The 18,047-nt window shown below is 62.6% G+C and carries 16 protein-coding genes and 1 tRNA gene; 10 read left to right on the top strand and 7 right to left on the bottom strand.

The annotated features are described in order from the left end of the window. Positions 1-6 precede the first annotated feature (6 nt). The 3 genes from BW09_RS05345 to BW09_RS05335 are packed head-to-tail and all read left to right on the top strand — an operon-like array spanning position 7 to position 2,404. Positions 7-330 carry a hypothetical protein gene (locus BW09_RS05345; RefSeq protein ID WP_140463622.1) on the top strand — a complete coding sequence of 108 codons (324 nt, stop codon included), beginning with the start codon at positions 7-9 and terminating at the stop codon, positions 328-330. Beyond that, positions 327-725, top strand: coding sequence for a hypothetical protein (locus BW09_RS05340; RefSeq protein ID WP_140463624.1), 399 nt, complete (start codon positions 327-329; stop codon positions 723-725). The genes BW09_RS05345 and BW09_RS05340 overlap by 4 nt, the downstream gene beginning before the upstream one ends. Further along, entirely contained in the window at positions 722-2,404 is a 1,683-nt protein-coding gene (locus BW09_RS05335) for a VirD4-like conjugal transfer protein, CD1115 family (RefSeq protein WP_140463626.1), read from the top strand. Before BW09_RS05340 ends, BW09_RS05335 begins: the two co-directional genes overlap by 4 nt. Before the next feature lie 86 nt (positions 2,405-2,490). Here BW09_RS05335 and BW09_RS05330 read toward each other — a convergent pair whose 3' ends face one another. Beyond that, the gene (locus BW09_RS05330; RefSeq protein WP_140463628.1) at positions 2,491-3,807 is read right to left on the bottom strand and encodes a HAMP domain-containing sensor histidine kinase; all 1,317 of its coding nucleotides are present in this window, start codon (positions 3,805-3,807) and stop codon (positions 2,491-2,493) included. Then, positions 3,804-4,466 (bottom strand): response regulator transcription factor, encoded by a 663-nt coding sequence (locus BW09_RS05325; protein ID WP_107043669.1) that lies wholly within the window; start codon positions 4,464-4,466, stop codon positions 3,804-3,806. The genes BW09_RS05330 and BW09_RS05325 overlap by 4 nt, the downstream gene beginning before the upstream one ends. 198 nt (positions 4,467-4,664) lie before the next feature. On the opposite strand from BW09_RS05325, the gene BW09_RS05320 reads away from it, so the two are divergent. From BW09_RS05320 to BW09_RS05290, 7 genes are all read left to right on the top strand, one after another. Next, positions 4,665-5,069: a hypothetical protein gene (locus BW09_RS05320; RefSeq protein WP_140463630.1), complete on the top strand. Its 405-nt coding sequence runs from the start codon at positions 4,665-4,667 to the stop codon at positions 5,067-5,069. 36 nt (positions 5,070-5,105) lie between these two features. Further along, complete coding sequence (locus BW09_RS05315; RefSeq protein ID WP_140463632.1) at positions 5,106-5,792, top strand: hypothetical protein; 687 nt, start codon at positions 5,106-5,108, stop codon at positions 5,790-5,792. Between the two features lie 32 nt (positions 5,793-5,824). Next, positions 5,825-6,877 (top strand): peptidoglycan-binding protein, encoded by a 1,053-nt coding sequence (locus BW09_RS05310; RefSeq protein WP_140463634.1) that lies wholly within the window; start codon positions 5,825-5,827, stop codon positions 6,875-6,877. Positions 6,878-6,893: 16 nt separating this feature from the next. Then, the gene (locus BW09_RS05305) at positions 6,894-7,622 is read left to right on the top strand and encodes an ATP-binding cassette domain-containing protein (protein ID WP_140463636.1); all 729 of its coding nucleotides are present in this window, start codon (positions 6,894-6,896) and stop codon (positions 7,620-7,622) included. Then, positions 7,619-8,731 carry a hypothetical protein gene (locus tag BW09_RS05300; protein ID WP_140463638.1) on the top strand — a complete coding sequence of 371 codons (1,113 nt, stop codon included), beginning with the start codon at positions 7,619-7,621 and terminating at the stop codon, positions 8,729-8,731. Before BW09_RS05305 ends, BW09_RS05300 begins: the two co-directional genes overlap by 4 nt. A 107-nt stretch (positions 8,732-8,838) precedes the next feature. Beyond that, positions 8,839-8,911 (top strand) — tRNA-Lys (locus tag BW09_RS05295). A gap of 526 nt (positions 8,912-9,437) precedes the next feature. Continuing rightward, entirely contained in the window at positions 9,438-10,694 is a 1,257-nt protein-coding gene (locus BW09_RS05290) for an ISL3 family transposase (protein ID WP_219846841.1), read from the top strand. Positions 10,695-11,033: 339 nt separating this feature from the next. On the opposite strand, the gene BW09_RS05285 is transcribed toward BW09_RS05290, so the two are convergent. The 5 genes from BW09_RS05285 to BW09_RS05265 all read right to left on the bottom strand — a co-directional run bounded on the left by BW09_RS05285 (position 11,034) and on the right by BW09_RS05265 (position 18,045). Continuing rightward, entirely contained in the window at positions 11,034-12,446 is a 1,413-nt protein-coding gene (locus tag BW09_RS05285; protein ID WP_140463204.1) for an ATP-binding protein, read from the bottom strand. A 315-nt stretch (positions 12,447-12,761) separates the two neighbouring features. Further along, positions 12,762-13,760 carry a hypothetical protein gene (locus BW09_RS05280; protein WP_140463206.1) on the bottom strand — a complete coding sequence of 333 codons (999 nt, stop codon included), beginning with the start codon at positions 13,758-13,760 and terminating at the stop codon, positions 12,762-12,764. 31 nt (positions 13,761-13,791) lie between these two features. Continuing rightward, positions 13,792-14,337: a hypothetical protein gene (locus BW09_RS05275; protein WP_140463208.1), complete on the bottom strand. Its 546-nt coding sequence runs from the start codon at positions 14,335-14,337 to the stop codon at positions 13,792-13,794. A 28-nt stretch (positions 14,338-14,365) separates the two neighbouring features. Further along, positions 14,366-15,685: a CHAP domain-containing protein gene (locus BW09_RS05270; RefSeq protein WP_140463210.1), complete on the bottom strand. Its 1,320-nt coding sequence runs from the start codon at positions 15,683-15,685 to the stop codon at positions 14,366-14,368. After that, the gene (locus BW09_RS05265; RefSeq protein ID WP_140463212.1) at positions 15,685-18,045 is read right to left on the bottom strand and encodes a VirB4-like conjugal transfer ATPase, CD1110 family; all 2,361 of its coding nucleotides are present in this window, start codon (positions 18,043-18,045) and stop codon (positions 15,685-15,687) included. Before BW09_RS05265 ends, BW09_RS05270 begins: the two co-directional genes overlap by 1 nt. Between the last annotated feature and the right edge of the window lie 2 nt (positions 18,046-18,047).

The following is an 18,047-nucleotide window of genomic DNA, read 5'->3' as shown; positions in this document are numbered from 1 at the left end:
TTCAGGATGGGAACGAAACGATACATGATCGTACGCGGCGAACTCCTCGCCGACCCGGCGTTCACGATCTCCGCCACGGGCGGCGAGCTGGTGCGGCTGAGGGTCGGTGTGCGCATGCCGAGCGGTTTGGCCGAGCCGGTAATCGTACAGGGCGGCTCCGTGATGCCTGCGTACTGTAAGGCGCAACGACTGGAACAAGGCGACCTGATCGTGGCAAGTGGTTGGGCCGACGCCGACAGCACATCCCATGACATCGTCCACACTGAAGTTCGGGTGAACGCGGACATGATCGCCGCTTCCACGTCAATGAACTGGAAGGAACTGTCATGATCGAGTGGAACATGTCAATGACGCTCACACGGCTTGACCGACTGATGTGCGGGGAGCGTGAGGTATCCAGCATTGAATGGCGTGGAACGAACATGCTCATCATCGACTATGTGGATAACCTTCGCGAGGTGGCGTCGGCATCGGGCGAAACAGTGACGGAGGATATAAGTGCCGGTTCCTCAAACGGCGGTCGTCGAATCTCCGTCACATCACTTGCAACCACAGAACCGTTGCCGAATACGACGGAGTCTCAGGCCACGTCCCAACCGAACCAGGATGCTGCACCACTTACCCGTGAGATGGTGCTGGAATCACTAAGGCGTCGCACCGATGAGCGGCTACAGCGCAAACAGTCGGAGCAGTGTGCGCGACTAATGGAAGGCGCGGTGCGATGAAGCGTTTCCCTGTAATCTGTCTGACGATATTGTCCGCCTGTCTGCTGTTCTACCTCGGTAATCGCGTGTGCCTGCAGGTGCGCGGCGACATGACGGCCGGTCTGTCCGTCAGCGAGATCATCGACCGGATGTTCATCGGGATAGCGGAGCGCCCGCTGTTTCTGTCCCTGCATCAGACCGATCTTCTTGCCGGACTGGGCGCGGTCGCCGCCGTTGGATTGGTGTGGCTGTACCGGTGGTCGATGCGACGTGACCTTCGCGAGGGAGAGGAGCACGGCTCGGCCAAATGGGGCACGCCTGCCGACATCAAACCGTTCCGGCAAGGCGGTCGGCGAGACCTGCTGATGACCGCGACGGAATCACTGGGCATTGATGGGCGGGTGACGAAACGCAACCTGAACGTGCTGGCGATCGGCTCGTCCGGTTCCGGCAAGACTCGACGGTATGTGCTGCCGAACCTGCGGCAGGCGAACATGTCGTATGCGATCACCGATCCCAAAGGCGAAATACAGAATGAGGTCGGCGAGCTGCTGCGCGGCAAAGGATACGCGATCCATTGTCTGAATCTCATCGATCTTGAACGTTCCGACCGGTTCAATCCGATGCGCTACCTCAACCCGGCCGACCCAGAAGCCGGCATCCTGCGTCTGACGGAAAACATCATCACGAACACGGCCGGAAACAACCGGCAGCCCGGCAACGGCGACGGGTTCTGGGAACGCGCCGAACGCAACCTGTTGAACGCGCTCATCGCATGGGTGCGGTTCTCCGAGGACGAGCCGGATCTGAACCGGGTCACGGACATGCTCGACCGGATGGAAGCCAGCGAAGCGGACGAAGCCATGCAATCCGATGTGGATCTCATGTTCGACGCGGCGCGTGAACTCGTCGCCGAATACCATGCAAACCCCGGCCGGCATGACGCCGAATCACGGCAGACGCTGGAAGGCCTGGACTTCGCCGCACGCCAGTACCGCAAATTCCAGCAGGGAGCCGGCGAGACGAAGAAGTCAATCATCATCTCCCTGGGCGTCAGACTCGCCCCATTGCAGGTCGGTAGCGTGCGACGCATCCTGTCCGGCGACGACATGCGGCTGGATGAGATCGCTTTGCGGCCGACCGCCGTGTTCCTCGCCCTGCCGGATACGGAGAACACGTTCTCGTTCCTTGCGGCGATCCTCTACCAATGCCTGTTCGAGTCCAACGTGTATCAGGCCGATCATGCGAACGTCTCCGACTGTTCGGCGCGGCGATTGCCGGTGCACTGCTTCCTTGACGAGTTTGCGAACGTCGGTCGTATCCCGAACTTCCAGCGGCTCATCGCCACCATCCGCAGCCGGAACATCTCCTGCTCGGTCATCATCCAGAACTACGCGCAGGGCAAGGCCATGTACCGCGATGATTGGGAGACCATCGTCGGCAACTGCGACTCGATGCTCTTCCTTGGCGGTACTGAAACCAGCACGCTCGAATGGGTGTCCAAACGATTGGGCTCCCAGACCATCGACGTCATGGACGACAGTGAAAGCAAGGGCGTCAACGGCTCGTACAGCGTGAGCTGGCGGCGCACCAAGCGCGAGCTCATGCAGCCCGACGAGCTCGGCCTGCTGCCCACCGACGAGTGCATCTACATCCTGCGCGGCGTCCGCCCGTTCCGCAGTCGCAAGATACCGATGTAATGCGCCCTCGTCGCAACATGGCAAGCGGCCACGTCAGCAGTGTTTCTTTGATTCTTTGTTTCTTTACATACATAAATACAGAAAAACTACTGGATTGGAGGAATACTGTCTGGATCTCTGTTGATGATCGGAAGGCTGATTTCCGCCCGGAACATGTCGGCTGTGGGACGGCTGATGTTGAGGCTGGCGCCGATGGCGTCTGTGCAGGCTTTGGTGATGGATAGTCCGAGGCCGTGGCCGGGTTGGTTGGCCATGCGGGTTGCGTCTCCTCGATGGAATGGTTGGATGAGGTCGGCCGTGGCTTCGGGGTGGTCCGGCTGTCTTGTGGTGTTGGTGATGCTGATGGTGACGTGCTGCTTGTCGTCGTGGATGGTGCAGGCGATGGTGCCGTGGTCGGTGTTGTGGATGATGGCGTTGCGTATCAGGTTGTCCACGGCGAGCGAGAGGTAGCGCGGGTTCGTCTCGATGAAGGGGCCGTGGTATGCGGCGAGTCCGTCGGCGTCGATGCGCAGGTGACGTGCCTGCGCCTGTTCGCGGTGGGTTTCGAGCGTGTCGCGTACGATGCGGGCAGGGTCCACGGCTTCCGTGCTGGTGTCGGGCACGGTCTGGATGCGGGAGAGTTCGAGCAGGCTGTTGATGAGTTCGCCGCTTTTGCGGTTCGCTTCGATGGCGTGGCGGATGGCTGGTCTGACGTCCTCGGGGAACCGGTCCTGGGCCATGAGCGCTTCGAGGCTGGTGCCGATGGTCGTGATCGGTGTTTTCAGTTCGTGGCTGGCGTTGCGGATGAACGATCGTTGCAGTTCGTTGGATTGCTCGATGCGGTCGAGCATCGTGTTGAGCGCGTCGGCGAGGCTGGCGGTCTCGGCGTCGGGATGATCGAGGCTGATGCGCCCGGCAGGATGGTCGGGGTCGAGTTGGCCGGCCTGGCGGCTGATGGAGTCGAGGTGTGCGGTGAGTTTGCCCGACAGGTTCCAGACGAGGAGCACGGCCAGGAGCGCGGATACGGCGAACACGGCGAGCGATCCGTAGCGCATCCATTGCACGACGCCGTCCCTGACGGTGAGCACCACGCCCTCCGTGCCGCCCTGTCCGGCGTTCGGGGTCGGAATGGTGCCGGTCACGTCGCAGGGGTCCGCGTTGCATGAGTCGGCCGTGCCGGGAACCCCGTCCTGGGGTGTTGCCGGTTCCGTCGTGATGGTGTTCTGGTTGCTGCCGGTGGCGATGGTGTCCACCTGATGCTGGAACGCCCAGTCGAGCGAGATGTTCTGCACGAGGATCACGGCGAGGAGCATGCCGAGCAGGAGCAGTCCGACGGTGACGGCGAGGCGGATGCGGAAGCTGACGGGTTTGCGCGGGTGCGCGGCGTGCCCGGCCGGCTGGTTTGTCGTGTCGGTGTCGGTCATGGTATACGGTATCCCTCTCCGCGCGACGAGGCGATGAGCGAGGGGTCGGGCAGCCTGCGCCGTAGCGAGTAGACGGCGGTCTTGACGAGGTCGGGCTGGTCGTGCGCCTCGGACGGCCACAGGGATTCGAGGAGGGCGCGGGTGTTGATCCACCCGCCGTCGGCGCGCAGCAGTTCCTCCAGAAGCGAGTATTCGCGGGGTGCGAGGTCGAGGGGCCGGCCGTCCGCGTAGGCGAGCCGTCTGACGGTGTCCACCGACAGACGTCCCCGTGAGATTACGGTGGGCGCGTCGTCGGCGTCGCCTCGGCGCAGGAGCGCGCGGATGCGGGCGAGGAGTTCGGGGTAGGCGAACGGTTTGGGCAGGTAGTCGTCGGCCCCGAGGTCGAGGCCGTGCACGCGGTCCTCGATGCTGCCGGCCGCGGTGAGCATGAGCGTGCGCACGGGGATGCGCAGCCTGTCCACGGTGCGCATGACCTCGTCTCCGGAGAGCACGGGCAGGTCGCGGTCGAGGAGCATCACGTCGTATTCTCCCCGTGAGAGCAGGTCCAGCGCCTCGACGCCGGTGCCTGCCAGTCCGGTCGCGTATCCCTCGTGCCTGAGACAGTCGTCCAGCACTGCCGACAAGTCGGCGTCGTCCTCGACGATCAGGATCCTCGCCATTCTTATTGCCTCCGATTCCTCGCATGGTCTCCATGCGATTGCCTTCGTGCTCTCCATTGTGCCCGGTGTGGGTGTGCGTTAGGTGAGCGCGACACGCACCCATCGCACACGGAGAGCCGGCTGTAATGGGCATCGTCCGGCAGCCGCCGGGCCAAAGCATCGCCCCGGCAGCGGCGAACCCATGCAAGGGAGGAACACATGCGAACCACATCCGTATTCAGACTGGCGGCGGCCGCGGCGCTGGCCGCCATGCTGGCCGCGCCATTGTCGGCGTGCGGCCAACAGCAGCCGACGCAATCATCCGGCGCGCCCTCCGCGACGACGTCGCAGGACGCGGCGCCGAAGACCGACAGCCAGGGCGGCGACGCGCCGCAGGGATCGAACCCGGCCTCGAAACAGGCTGCCGAACGATACCGCGACTGTCTCACGGCGGCCGGCGTGCCCGCGCAGATCATGGACGGCAACTGGGTCGTGCTCCAATGGACCGGCGACGGCTCCGGCTCGGTGTCCTCGGGGTCCACGGACGGTGACCGGGACAAGGCCATCAAGGAATGCCAGGCCAAGGTGCCCGACTACCACGATCCCGACTTCAACACCAAGTAAACAGACCGGCACCAGCCGATGGAAGGGGAAACCACCATGACCACCAGCACATCATCCATCCTCCGCCAAGAAACGCTGCGCAGGGCCGCCGCGCTGCTGTCCTGCATGGGACTGCTCGTCTCGCTGACGGCATGCTCGACGCCCTGGAGCCGGGACACGGCCGACGACGCGCAGACATCCGGCACCAGAATCGCGCCGAGCATGAGCGCCCTGTTCGACCAGTACCTCGCCAAGGACACACTCAGCCAGTTCGAGCGCGACGTGCTCCAACGGGCCAAGAAGACCGGCAAGATCAGCGCCGAGGACTACGAGACCGCGCACGACAAACAGGCCGCGTGCATGGCCGAGAACGGGTGGCAGGAACAGACCCGCAAACTGTCCAACGGACTCTACCAGACCACCGGCGTGACGCCAGTGCCATCGACCGACGCCGAAGTGAACAAGTACATGGAGGCATCCAACACCTGCTCCGAGGGCACCAGCAAGATCATCGAATCCCTCTACCAGCTCCAGCAGGGCAACCCGGGTCTTCTGGCCGACCCGTACGAGACCGCCGTGGAATGCCTGAAGAAAAGCAGCCTCGTCGATGACTCCTACACCGGACGCAAACTCGAAAACGCGTTGAACGGGGACGGAGCATCCAAGGGACTGCCGTTCGACGCCTCGTCGGACACCGCCCAGTCATGCTTCACCGGAGCAGGCCTCGCCGTCAACATCGGCTGACGAACAAGCATCCGACGAAAGGAAACGACCACATGAAAACACGAATCCTGACCCCGCTGATCCTGACCGGGCTGGGCATGCTGTCCGCGGGCGTGCTCGTCACCGCGCTCGTCATCCCCACGCCCACACCCGACGGACTGTCCGCGGCCACGAGCCCCGACACCGTCACGGCCAGCCGCCAGCAGTTCGACGACGAACGGACCGTCGAGGCCTCGTTCGAGACCAGCGCGGAACAATCAATCACCTCGCGCGCCGCCGGCACCGTCAGCGAAACCCTGTGCACGCCCGGCCAAGCGGTCGAATCCGGCAAACGACTGCTGTCCGTGGACGGCAAACCCGTCATCGCCCTGCACACCGACACGCCCCTCTACCGCGAGATCGGCACCGGCGACACCGGGCCCGACGTGCTCGCCCTGCAACAGGAACTCGCCCGCCTCGGCTACAACGCCGAAGGCAACGGCACCTACGGGTGGCGCACCAAGGACGGCGTCAACCAGCTGCTCTCGCAGGCCGGCGACCGCAACCCCGACGGCAGGATCGGACCAACCGACGTGGCATGGCTGCCCCAGACCACCGCCACGCCAACCCAATGCACGGCCGGACTGAACACCAGCCTGACGGACGGTGCCGAAATCATGAAGACCGGCGGCCAGCTGACGGCCATCACCTTCCCCACGCCGGCGAACCTGAGAGAAGGCAAACGCACGTTCACACTCTTCGGCGTCAAGACCAGCCTCGACAAGACCGACGGCAGGATCAGCGACCAGAAATTCCTCGACCAGGTACAGGCCAGCGACGGCTACAAGACCACCCTCGCCGACCAAGGCGGCAAGAAACCCACCGCCACCCTCGCGCTCGAACAACCCATCGACGCGATCAAGGTCCCGCCCTCCGCCATCACCGGCCAGAACGGCACCCGCGCCTGCGTCTCGCCCGACGGCAAACAGGCCATCCCCGTCACCGTCATCGGCTCCGCCCTCGGTGCCACGCTCATCCAACCCGAACAATCCGACGCGACAATCGGCAAAGTCGCCCTCGGCCACAAACTCGACGACATCCAATGCCCCGCCGCAACGCAGCACTGACACAAGGAGGACGCGCATGAGCACCAGCATCCTGCCCCTCGAAACGGTCGCGGACCCCGTGCCGGCACGGCCAATCGACTCCGCGCGGCCCGCGGCCGGCGGAATACCGTCGGTCACGGGAGAACACGTGGGCCACCGGTTCGCGGACGGCCCCTGGCTGTTCCGCGACCTTGACTTCACCCTCACGACCGGCGAAGCCGTCGGCCTGTGCGGGCCGTCCGGCTCCGGCAAATCCACCCTCCTGTCCATCATCGCCGGCTTCGAGCCGCCCGCCGAAGGAACCATCCGACGCAGCCGGGTCAACCGCGTGCGCTGGGTGTTCCAGAACCCCCACGGCATGCCACGGCGCACCGCCATCGACCACGTCGTCCAACCGCTCCTCGGCCAAGGCATCGACCGCACGCAAGCCGAAGACGAAGCCATCGCCATCATGAGCACGTTCCACCTGACCAAAGTCGCCGCACGCGAGTTCCGTGAACTATCCGGAGGCGAAGCCCAACGCCTCATGCTCGCCCGCGCCATCGCCAGCAAACCCGACCTCCTCCTCGTGGACGAACCCACCGCCCAACTCGACCAGCGCACCGCCAACGACATCGACTCCACCCTCACCGGACTCGCGCAAGGCGACGCGATCGTCGTCATCGCCACCCACGACCCCAACACCCGGGCCGCGTGCACCCGCGTCATCGACCTCGCGTGGCACAACCCGAACCCCAACATCGACACCAAGGACGACACACGATGAAACCAACCGCCATCCTGTCCGAAGCATGGCGCAACATCGCCACCGGCACCACACGCGCCCTCGCCTGCGCCGGCATCCTCACCCTCATCGCAGCAGGAACCGCCGTATTCGACCTGACCGCCATCACCTCCCTCCAACACGAATCCCGACAATGGGCCACCAGCGCCGCCGCCATCCACATCATCTCCGGCAGCAAACAGATCGACCCCACCACATGCGCAAACCTCACCCAAACCACCGGCACCACAGGCGACACCACCACGAACCCCATCCAAGCGGCCGGCGCGCTCAAAAGCAACGGGGAAATCACCCTGACCGCCATGCCCGCGGCCCCACTGGACGCATGGCAGGCCACGCCGGGACTCGCTAACGTGCTCGGCGTCGGAGCAAGAGAGCAAACCCAACCCGGCGTATGGATCTCCAGTCAACTCGCCGCCACCCTCCACGCGCGAGAAGGAGACGACCTGCCCACGACCCAGGGCGTCATGCACATCAGCGCGGTCTTCCCTTGGACCGACGACAGCCGTGACCAACGACTCGCCTACGCGATCATCACCCCAACACCCATCAACGCCGGCCAGCAATGGGACGAATGCTGGGCCACCATCAACCCCGCCAACCCCGACGCCGAAGACTTGCTCAACACCACCGCGACCGCCATACCCGGAGCCGCACCCGCCACCCAAACCAAACAAGCCAACACCATGCTCGGCACCAACCCTGACCTCGACACCCGCTACCGGCAGCGAACCACACGCCTCATGCTCGCCATCACACCCATCGCCGCATTCGCCATCGCCATCATGGCCACACGCGCACGACGCATCGAAATAGCCGACGACCTGCACATGGGAATACCCCGCCAAGGCATCCTCGCCACCAACGCGCTCGAAACCCTCGCATGGACCCTGCCGGCAATCCTCGCCGCCACCGCCATCACCTACACCACGGCACGCTGGACCAGCGGACACGCCAACGCGATCACCCTGACAGCCATCCAACTACCCGCACTCACCACAGCCCTCATTACCGCGCAAATCGGGGCCGCCATCACCATCACCGCCATACACGACAACCAACTCTTCGCCTTCTTCAAAAACAGGCAGTGAGCAAATTTTTTCCACGCCGGCACTAGGATGGCCACGCCCTGCAATATAGCCATCCCGCCACGCCGATTTTTGGATTGTCTGGCGGAGATGTGTATCTTAGTGCTGTTGCCCCTTTAGCTCAACGGTTAGAGCAGCATCCTTTTAAGTTGTGGGTTGTGGGTTCGAATCCCACAGGGGGCACAGCTTAGTCCTTGGAATCTCAACGATTCCAAGGACTTTCTGTTTGCTGGGCTGTACCCCTTTACTGATTTCGGTGATTCTGCTCATCGAGAACACTGTTCGTGTATTCAAGATGAGATATTGCTTCCTCTTTCAGGAGTTTATCGCTTGATATGATCTCGTTCTTCTCTCTTAGCAATTCCCAGGGGAAGATACTGTATCTATGATCCGGTTCCGTATATTCCGGCAACTTGGGCCTTTCAAACTCAGACAATCCGAAGTCCCGTGTGTTTGTTTTTTCGACCTCCGCAGAAATCAAGGTTGCATAGTTCCAGAAGACCTGATCGGATTCCCAGCGTGAATATGCGGTAGATACCTGAAATATCAGCGTGCCCGTCACACAGACATATGCTAAAGCAATAATTGAGGCGCTATTGCTGTTTTCGTGGGTGTGGGTTCGTTGTTGAGTCGTTGAGGGAGTAAGAGAAAAGCGCTTCCTGGGTAGGATGTTTAACGACCAAGAAAAACAACAACCAAAAAGCGCCTGATGAACAGCATATTCAACCAGCTCCTCAACGTCAAAAACACGGTCGTCGAGGACGCGCGCGTCGTCGACTCGCCGCTGCGTCCCACGCCCGTGCTCGAGATCCGCGTGCGCCCGCGCAAGGGCATGCTCAGATGCTCCCGATGCGGCAGGAGACGCCACGGTTACGACCAGGGCGGTGGCGTACGCCGTTGGCGTCATCAGGACTTCGGCTGCTGGCGGGTGGAGCTGGTCGCCGTGATGCCGCGCGTGGACTGCCCGAAGTGCGGCGTGGTGGTCGCCCGGGTGCCGTGGGCCGAGCCCGGCAGTCGGTTCACGCGTGATTTCGAGTCGGAGTGCGCGTGGCTGATGACCGTCGCCAATCAGAAGACGGTCAGCGGGTTCCTGCACATCGCATGGCGTACCGCGGGCGACATCTCCCATAGGGTCGCCGAACGGCTGAAAGCCGGGATGCCCTCGCCGTTCGACGGGCTCACCGCGATCGGCGTGGACGAGACCAGCTACCGGAAGGGCCACACGTACATCACGGTGGTCGTCGACCACGAACGGCATCGGGTGATCTGGGCGCACGACGGATACGGCAAAGACGTGTTCGACCTGTTCTTCAAGGCCCTCACACCCGAACAGCGCGCCTCCATCCGCGTGGTCACCGGCGACGGGGCGCGTTGGATCGACTCATGCGTCGCCGAGCACTGCCCGAACGCGCAGCGCGTACTCGACGGCTTCCACATCGTCAGCTGGATGACGGGCGCGCTCGACAAGGTCAGAAAACGCCTCTGGAACCAAGCACGCCGCGAGCACGACGAGGAGACGACCAAACGCATGCGCGGCGTCAAATACGCCGTCCTGAAGAACCCCGGCCAACTCACCGACAGGCAGAACGAGACACTCGACGGCATCAGGAACACGGACCCGAAGGGCCAGCTCTACCGCGCCTGGCAACTCAAGGAACTCCTGCGCACCCTGCTCAAACACCCGATCGGCCAGGCCGAAGGCGAGCTCCGGCATTGGATCTTCTGGGCGTCCCACAGCCGCATCCCCGAGATTGTCGAACTGGCGAGGAAGATCAGGAGACGCCGTCCCGACATCCTGCGCACGATCGAACTGGGATGCTCCAACGCCAGGCTCGAGGCGTTCAACAACAGGATCAAGGTCACCATCCGCATGGCCTACGGCTTCCACCACGTCACCAACCTCATCAGCCTCGTCATGCTCCGATGCGGCGGCCTCAACATCCAACTACCAACACCAACAACCTAACCCACGAAAACAGCAGAAGCCTCATAATTGATGCTATCCGAATAATTCCTCTGCGATTCATGCCTATCGCACCTTCCATAGTTTTACCTTTTCGACCGCGACAGTGTTGTAGAGCGCGCTACAACATGTCACCTTACCGCCCCGAATGCCACATCTACGGCTGCGTCAGCTCGAACGGTGCTGAATCTGTTGCTTCGCGGCACTTTCTCACGATCAAGGTCGATGATTTAAATAAATTTTCCCCGGAATTGCAACGATACTTGACCAGAATGGTCTCTGATGAAGCCCATCAATTAAATAAATGGATCGTTGATTCTTCAACCCGTGACTCGCTTACTCTCAATCATTGCGGTAGTAGAACGGTAAGTAGCGGGCCGTTCTACGGGAGCCGGCGGTGGCGGGGTCTTGGAAGATGAGTCCCTGTTCCACGGTTGTGGCGATCAGTTGAGAGATCAGCGCCGATTTGCCTTGCGGCAATCCGAAACGGGTCCGCAACGACGCATTGGTCAAGTACTCGTTTTTAGCGGCCTGTAGACAGCAGTGCAGATAGGCGGCGTTGATCCGCTCCTTCATGCCCATGTCATTGAATCGGCTTTTCTTTAATGAGACGGTGGTGCTGCGGCTCTTGACGATGAACTCCGGGGCGTCGGTCTGCTGCCCTTCAATGTTTTCCAAGGCTCGGTCGATACCACTACCGCGTTTCTCGCAGATGTGCATCATGCGTAATGCTTCGGCAAGACTTTCGTTGCGTTCGTAAACCTCGTCCACGAACCTGTTCACCGGGATTTCGGGAAGGCCGGGGTTGGAGACGGTGATGCGATGATCACTGACTGTCACGTCGATGCCGCCATGTTCGTCGAAGTCCTGATGTACGCAGGCGTTCGCGACAATCTCACGTATCGCCACCTCGGGGAAATCCCGATGCTCATTGCGTAACCCTTCCTCAAAGGTCTCGCTAGTCGGTAGCAGGGCATTGATCTGTTCGATCACGTCGGAGAACACGAGAGCATACCCTTTGTCGTAAATTCGGTCAAACGACATGTCTGTGATTGACGAGCCACGCAGACGCATCACCCTGATGGTGTGATACTCCACATCAGGAAAGTCACGAAGGGAACGGGCTAGCGTGACTGCGCCGAGACGACGGATATAGAACAATCTTGAATCGAAGGCTGCACGTTCCACGAAATGCAGACGTAGAAAGTCTCGGATCTGGCTTTCTTCATTCGGCAGCCTGGTTCCGGTCAGCTCGTAATAGCGTTCCACCGCAAGTAGTGAAGCCACTTCGCTCCACGTTCTTGCCCCGGGCTCGTTCTCGTCCAGAAAGCTCGGAGCGGCCTCGTTGAGCAGCTCGCGCAACCGTTCAGGGCTCATGAATTCGAGAGATTCGCCGTTTCTCATCCAGTACTGTCCGTCAAAGGAAGTCGGATGGCCGACAATGGAACGTGGAATATGCAGAATCAGCACGCGCAAACCATTAGCATCGACCGTCTCGAATGTGCAACGGATACCGAGCCGGTTGTAAATGTCACGTTCCGTCTTGGCAGTATCGGGAAACGCCTGTGTTCCCACGATCTCCTTGCCGTCAGTGACGCCGAACACCATCTCGCCGCCGCCCTCGCAGCTTAACGCGCAGCAGTACTTCATAAGCTTGTCGGAATCGAACTGCTTCGACGCTGTCTTGAACTCAAGACGACGAGATTCGCTGCCGGAAAGGAACTGACGAAGCCCATCAATGCCGGAAACAGTCATCGGAGTCTACCGCCTTAAATAAAGAAACCTTGGAAAATCAACGTTTTCTCAACGAGGAACGCTCTTGACAGTCTACCAGCTTAAATAAAACTCTCGGTCCTACTACGGAATCGGACAATGGGCAACCTCCTACTGTCATAATCTGGAAATGAGCAAGCCGTCGGCATATCGGGGATATGCCGACGGTCTGGATTGATTGGCTTGCGTTGGCGTAGGGTCGGGAATAACCACTTGCGTTGGCATAGAACGTGACGGTTGGTGCCGGGTTGGGACGCGGGGTTACGTTCGCGTTTGCATGTGATCCCGTGCCTGCCGTCAGAGGCTGCCGTCCCGGTTGGGTAGGCGATCTGTTTGCTGGCCGGGAACGTTCCACGAGGGCGCCGGCTGCGGCGTGGACGGCTGGTACTGCGGCTGCGTCGGTGCCGTCGCCTGTTGCTGCGTGGACTGCTGTTGTGCGGTCTGCCGTTCGCGTTCCTCTTGCTCGCGTTGTTCCCGCTGCCGTTCCTCTTCCGCAGCTTTCGTCTGCTGCGCGTCGACCGTTGCGGCGAGGTCGGCGATTTGGCGTGCGGCTGCGATGGCATCGGCCAGGTTTTCCTCGGTGACGGTCTTGTCGCGCCATGTGTCGGCAAGCCGGTCGAGCCGTGCATGTTCGTCGGATTCCGGTGCCGCGCGCAGCTTGTCGGCTCGGCCGATCGCCTCACCGAGGGTCTTGGACGTCTGACTGGTCGTGTCGTCTAGCGCCGTAGCGTATGAGGTTTCCAGCTGTTTGGCGAATGCTTCCATACGTTCGATGTCCTGATCTTCCATAGCCTGTTCGAGCTGGCTGGGGTTGATCTGATCGGCGATGGGACTGCGCTTGACGCGTTCGAGCAGCGCCTTCGCGATCGTCATTGCATCCTGCAGGCGTTCCGCTTGGTTGCGCTCCTCGTCCGCCTGCGCTGGCTGTTGAATGGTCGGCTCGGCATGATTCGTCGCGGTGATGACGCGAACGCCCGCGATTACGCCGCCGACCAGCAGCAGGACGGCCAATCCTGCTACCGCCGGGTTGACGGTGTTTCCCGGGAATCGTGACATGAATCGACCGCCGTCGGTATCGGCATGCCCGTCCTCGTCTTCGTTGCCATTGTGGTCGTGGAGTTCGGCCGGGCCGAGGTTCAGAGGCATGGCATCGTCTGCATTATGGGTGATGTTGGCCGTGGAGCCTTCGCATCGTCGCGGCGGAGCATCCAAACTGAGGACTTGGGTCGCGCTTGGATCGTCGTCGGCGATGGCGGGAAAGCTGGACGGGCCGAGGTTGAACGGCTCACCGGTCATGATCTTGTTCCTTTCCGTGACGTGCGGCCGGCTACATGGCGTCGGTGCCGGGAACGTAGGCACGTTCCCTGTCGTGGCTGATGATCTTGCTGGCCTTGTAACCGTCACGGTCGAAGTCCGCGTAGTAGACCTCCCAGATCACGCCGGACTCGGTCTCGACCACGCATGCGGCCGCGTCGTCGTTGATGGCGACCTTCACGTAGCCGTTGCCAAGCGAGCCGGCGTCGTCGTGGCGTATGCGTTCGACCGGTATCTGCAGGCCTTCCGCATCCTCGGTGAACAGGTCGCTCAGGTTCCGGTCGCGGTCGTCCCGGTCGGAAACGTACGCCTGTACGGCGAGTGGCGCCATCAGCACGCACGCTTCGTCCGTGCGGTAGACGTCGATCCTCCGCCCGTTGACCGTCGTATCCGATTTCGGTTCGACCGTCCGGTTTTGATCGTCGCGCACGATGATCGGGACGCCCGTATGCCGTGCGGGCATGAACGTGCGCAGGCATGCCGCGCCGAGCAGGATGACGGGAATGAGCGCGACCGTGACGATGATGATCAGATTGCGTTTGGGGTCTCGATTGTTCATGGATGCTCCTTTGCGTGATGTGGTTCGGTCAGTGGATGAAGTCGATGTTCGCCCGGTTGTCCGCGAGCTGTTGCGAGGTGAGCGTGCGCAGGGTGACGCGGGCTGCTGCGGCTCCGCTTTCGGAGATGATGATGTCGCCGTCTTCGTTGACTTCCTCGACGATGGCGACGTGCCCGTAGTAATCGTCGGCGCCGAGCGTGCCCGCTTGGAAGACCATGACGTCTCCGGGGCGGGGAGCCTTGTCGATCGGATAGCCGAATCGTTCGGCACTGGCGCGCCACATGCGCCCGTCGCCCATCCACGGGTCGACGGGCTTGCCGATCTGCTCTCGTCGGGACGCGGCCCACCATGTGCACTGCCAGCGCTCGTACGAGGTGATTGCGGGCAGGTCCATCGCGTCCACGTTCACGGCCGTATCGTCGCCGTTCATGACCAATGGCGGTTCCAGCGAGCCGATCACGCTGCCGGTGACGAAACAGTCGCCGCCGGTGCAGCCCTGCTGCGTGGCGTTGAAGCCGGGCAGCCATGACAGGAGCGCCATGAGCGTCGCGAGCACCATGATCGCGGCCGTCGCCAATAGGAACACCGGCATGCCGACTGTGCCCGTCACGGCCGAAACGACGGATGCCATGATCCTGCGCGAGCCTTCGACGGCCGCCCGCATGAGGTTGGACAAGCCGTCCGCCGCCTTCGCCACTCCCTTGGCGGTATTTCGAGCGCCACGCGTCGCGGGGCCTGTGCGGCCGGGCGTGAATCTGGACAATGGCGACGCGAAACGTATGCCTCCGGCCGTTCCGTTCGCCGTGTTCCCTGCACGGCGTATCCCGCCTGTTCCGGATTGCGCGAGCCGGCGTGCGACACTGCGGGTGCTGCTGGCCGGAGTGCTCAGCGTGGCAGTGGGGCTCGAAGCCGTGCCGGATGACGACGTGACGGGCGTATGACGAGCCGGACCGTTCACGATCTGTCCGCCGTTTGCCGGTTCCGCGAAGACGTCCACAGCCGGCTTGGCATCGGCGATATCGTCCAATGGTTCCTCCACGGTCATCGGCCGCCGGTTGCGTCGCCCGCCGCGCCTACTGGTGTTTGGCACCAGTCGGCCGGCGGAACGCAGCCCTTGCCCGACGTCAAGGATCGCGCCGTCCGGATCGGTACCGTTTTCCTCATGTTCGTCCGTTGTCCCCGTCGCGGTTTGCATGGTGCCGCGGCCGAACGTGGCGGCGTCGCCAGCAAGTTTGACCGTGGTCGAGCGCAGTCGGCTCGTCAGTCCTTCGCCTTCGCGGATACGGCCGGTGTATGAGGTGAGCTTGTCGGCGGTGCCGGCCTGCCGTGGATCCATGAGCTCGACCATCAGGTCTCCCCGAATTTCGTGGTGTACAGCCGGTAGAGCGTGGAATCGGTCGGGATGCGCCCGTCGAACGGGATGAACGCCTCGCCGGCCTTGAGCAGGCCCTCGCCGGGACGCGCACAGCCCAACCGTTCCTTCAGTTCGGGCGACAGATGCCACATGTCGGCCAGTCGCGCCGCGTCGGTGGGCGTCTGGTTCATGAGCAGCAGGAACGCGGAGTTGGCGAGCATGAACCGCGCCTCCTTGCTGGCGAGCAGTTCCTCGATGTTCTGCGTGATGCCGGTCATGCCGAGCCCCCATTTGCGGGCGCGTTTGAACATGTCCAGGAACTGTTCGGACGCGTACCTGTTGGAGAACATGCGGTGAAACTCGTCCACGTAGATCCAGGTGCGTCGGTTCGTCTTCCGGTTGCGGGCGACCCGGTTCCACAGATGGTCGAGCACGACCATCATCCCGAACGTCTTCAATTCGCCCTCCAATGCGGCCACGTCGAACACGGTGAACCGGTTGGACATGTCCACGGTGGTCTGCCCGGCGAAACCCGACAGGCTGCCGAGCGTATACGATTCGAGGCTCAACGCCAGCCCCCGCGCCTCCGGCTCGTTGCTGGCCGCGAGCCTGCGATGCAGGTCGGCCAGGGTGGGTTGCGGCAGGGCGGGATTGTTGCGGTATTCGCGGTACAGGCCCAGCGCGCACCGGTCCACGATGGAGCGTTCCGCGGCGTCCAAGCCGTCGGAGCCGCCGATGAGCGCGCCGATCATGGAGATGACCGCGTTCGCCTTCGTGCGGATCGGGTCACCGTCCAGCGTGGCGTCGAGCGTGATGTCCATCGGGTTGATGCGATCGGCTGAACCGGCGCTGACGATCACCCTCGCGCCGTGCAGCGCGTCGCACAGGGGCGCGTATTCGTGTTCGGGGTCGACGATAATCAGATCGTCGTCGGGGCGGGATAGGAACAAGGCGGTCATTTCGGCCTTCGCGGCCTGCGATTTGCCGCTTCCGGTGGTGCCGAGCATGAACCCGTTCGCGTTGATCGTGGTACGGGTGCGGTCGACCATGAGCGCATTGCCGCTGCGCGCGTTGACACCGTAGAACACGCCATGCTCGTCCATGATCTCCTGATTCGTGAACGGCATCATGATCGCGGCGCCGCTCGTGGTCAGCGTGCGTCGCATCGGCAGCGGGTTCACGCCCAACGGCAGGCTTGCGTTCAACCCGTCGAGCTGCATGCAGGCGAGGGTTTCGGCCGTGCAGGAAAGCTTGCGGCAGGCGGCGAGCACGTCCTTGACCCGCTGGTCGAGCAGCGGGCGCGTGGGAGCCGAAACCGTGACCGCCGCCAGCGCCTCCACGAGCCGTTCGTTCGACCGGCGCATCTCGTCGCGAAGATTATGCGCCTCCTCCAACGAGTCGCGCAGGTCGGCGGGCAGCTCGTCGGCGGGAATGTGCCGGCGCATGTTCCTGCGACGCTCCTCCAGGCGTTGCATGTCCATTTCGGCGATCTTGCGGTCCACCAGTTCCGCGCCGACGCTGCGATCGTACGGCGCGAGATGAATCGACACCGTGCCCTCGGTCTTCAAGCCGGTCAGTTCGGCGATCAGCCGGTCGGACATGATCGGTGGGAAGTCGCGTATCCACAACGTCGAGCGCAGCATGTCGCCCGCGGCGTTCGACAGTCGCAATACGCGCGCGTCCGTCGCGTCCACGCACCACGGCGTGACGAAGTCCTTCGACGTGGCGCGGCCGGATTCGACCAGCTTGTCGTCGTAGCGGAACGGTTCGCCCGGACGCAGCAGCAGGGCCAGCAGGCGCAGTCGTTCGCCTCGGCCGAGCGGCGTGATCTTGCATCCGTCCAATGTGGAAAGCTGGCTTTCGGATGATTTGACGAGCCGGTTCAGCGTGGCCTGCGCGCGTTCCGGGTCCTCTTCCGTGATCGTGATCGTCAGGTATTTGTCGGTGACCGCGTTGTGGGAGCGTTCGCCGAGCTTGGCGAGCATGATCCGGTTCGATTCCGCGCGCAGCGCGTCGAACTGGCCGCCGTCCAATCGCATGCCGACCATCGACATCACGTCATGGGCGTCGAGCGTGCGCGTCACGCAGGTGACCTGCAGCCGCGTGGAGCCGTCGAACGTGTTCAGGAACTCCGCCCACGCGTTGATGAGCTGCGCCTGCCGTTCGCGCGTGGCCGTCTCATAGTTGATGTCGGACATGCGCACGGTCACGCTCCACCGGTCGTCGCCCAGATACGCGATCCCGTTGGAGAGCATCGCCTCGTAGCCGATCAGCTCCTTCGCCGTGCGATACCCTCGCTCCCGCCGCCGGCGCATCCTGCGCCCTTGCCTGTCCGCCGGTTTGCGTCGTGCCATGA

This window comes from Bifidobacterium sp. UTCIF-1, assembly GCF_006408915.1.
GTDB lineage: Bacteria > Actinomycetota > Actinomycetes > Actinomycetales > Bifidobacteriaceae > Bifidobacterium > Bifidobacterium reuteri.
This window is presented reverse-complemented; position numbering and strand designations above follow the sequence as displayed.